A 2,105-nucleotide genomic window follows, 5' to 3' on the forward strand; every position below is an offset into this window, starting at 1 on the left:
GAAACCCGCTTGTCTTCAATAAAGTGGGGCATATTCAGATGCTTGGGACGGTTTCCCAGACTCTGGGAGCGTTGCGTCCGCCTGTTCTGCTTTTACGCCTACCGTTCCCGCGCACCGCCTTGTGTTTCCTTCCAACGTTACTATCTCAGCTTTCCCATCGCGGGAAGTCAGTTCAGGGTTTGCGATCCAGAAGGAAAGGTCTATGTTGATTTTAAAACGCCGGCCAGGCGAGAATCTCAGAATTGGAACCCATGTTTCCGTCACCGTATTGGGTATTTCGGGTAACCAGGTCAGGGTAGGTATAGAAGCCCCCAAATCCCTACCCGTGCACCGGGAAGAAGTGTATGTGCGCATCCAAAAAGAGCGGGCGCTGAACAATGGAAATCGTTGAGAAAGGGGTTCTCCCGGCAGGGAGGGTTCGCTATGGACCGCAACTGCCCTGTGAGGCCGCAATCATGAATCGGGCAAAGACCGGAAACCCTCCATAGTATTCACAGGAACCGCACAAAATCCATTGCCAGTATCTGCTTTTGCGTACGCACCGGCCGAATGCCAAACCAGATAATACGCATATTTCCAGGCATCTGAGCTTTTTCCCGAGCAGTCCTTGCGGGAATGACCCGCAGAAAAGTAGCATTTAATCGAGGAGCGAGCCTGAAAGAAAGGGGCTCTTCCAGAAGGGCAATTATGCAGCTGTCCCCTTTCTTTGTCGAGCTGCTGCGTAACTCATTGCAGCCCGTACTTTGGTTGAATTGAGGTCGGGGAAGCCATCAATGATCTCGCTAAACAGCATCCCGCCACCCAGCATATCCAAAATATTTGCGGCGGCAATCCTTGTTCCTTTAGTGCACGCTTTGCCGGCCCTTCTCTGGGGGGTTTACCTCAATATACTAATAAGATCATAGGCATTCAGGCGCAAATACATTACGAACGCCAAGCAGCGTGCTCATTACCGGGGAGCGAAGAAAAGATACTGGAGAGCTGAAATCAGCCGGAATCCCGAAGCCTGTCATCGTCACAGATAGTGCCGTTACTCGCGGACCAACGGATTTACATTGTCTCTGAGCCTGGATTCTATCGGGTTTTGCACGAAGCGGATCAACTACATCGGCGTAGAGAAGCCGAAGCACCACGCAAAGTCGCCAAACCCGAGGAACGCCGTGCCGGGCAGATGGTGCCAATCAGGTTTGGAGTTGGGATGCCACGTTTCTGGCGTCCGGTGTGCGTGACGACTTCTATGAGCTGCATCTGATTCTGGATGTCTTCAGCCGCAAGATTGTTGGCTGGGAGGTGCATGCCGAGGAGCCCGCCGCTCATGCCAGCAGCACCCTGACCCGCAACTTGTGGAGCGTATCACAAAGCGCGGACTGGTTCGACACCAGACAATGGTGGGCCGATGAAAGGCGCCGCTTGGTCGGCGACCTTGCAATGCTTGCTGTGGTAGCGTCGTTCAGCCAGCTTTCGGTGAGTAATGACAACCCCTTGAAAGTCTGATCAGAGCCTTGAACTGCGAGTCAAGTTACCCGAGCAAGCCGTTTGAAACTATCGAGGCTGCAACGAAGCGGGTACAGGGATCTGCGCAATGGGTCAACAACGAACATCGCCACTGAGAGAGAGTCGATGACGGCATAACCAGTGATCGTGACAACTTCGTAGACAAACACCGAAGCAGAGTGAACATATAACAGTGCCGAAAAAATGGTCTTCTTCTTGAGCCTCAACCGGAAGGGTTAACTGGTGCTGAGAGCTGATAGCTGATTTACGTGATCGTAGATTGAGACAGGCTAACTAAAGCATGAATGACAAGTTATACAATTATGGATGCCTGTCTTAGATAAAAATTCTAAAATATATTGAAATATAAGCATTTTTTTGCAATAGTTGCGCCGTCATTTTTGTGCTGCTATTGCTGCTATTGCTGCTATTGCTGCTATTGCTGCTAGAAAGCGGGATTGACATTTAAAAAAATGTAATGGGTGCATGGAAGTTGGAGTTTCTGGAATGGGTTCAGTTTCCATACCAGGGAATTCAGTGAGATGCTTGGTATCTGTCTTTAATTGCCAATGTTCAATCTTCAGGTGGAGCATGGCAGGTGTTTAGACTAA

General features: G+C 50.3%; 1 protein-coding gene and 2 pseudogenes. 2 read left to right on the forward strand and 1 reads right to left on the reverse strand.

Annotation, left to right across the window (positions count from 1 at the left end):
• Positions 1 to 202 precede the first annotated feature (202 nt).
• A complete protein-coding gene (gene csrA, locus Q1A48_RS03320) occupies positions 203 to 391 on the forward strand; it encodes a carbon storage regulator CsrA (RefSeq protein WP_299941164.1) in 189 nt (62 codons plus the stop codon).
• A gap of 294 nt (positions 392 to 685) precedes the next feature.
• Here the strand turns inward: csrA and Q1A48_RS21740 are convergent.
• Positions 686 to 865, reverse strand: a pseudogene (locus Q1A48_RS21740) (DUF433 domain-containing protein); the annotation flags it as partial.
• Between the two features lie 320 nt (positions 866 to 1,185).
• On the opposite strand from Q1A48_RS21740, the pseudogene Q1A48_RS03325 reads away from it, so the two are divergent.
• Positions 1,186 to 1,494: pseudogene (locus tag Q1A48_RS03325) on the forward strand (IS3 family transposase); the annotation flags it as partial.
• Positions 1,495 to 2,105 lie beyond the last annotated feature (611 nt).

This window comes from uncultured Microbulbifer sp., from assembly GCF_947489355.1.
GTDB lineage: Bacteria > Pseudomonadota > Gammaproteobacteria > Pseudomonadales > Cellvibrionaceae > Microbulbifer.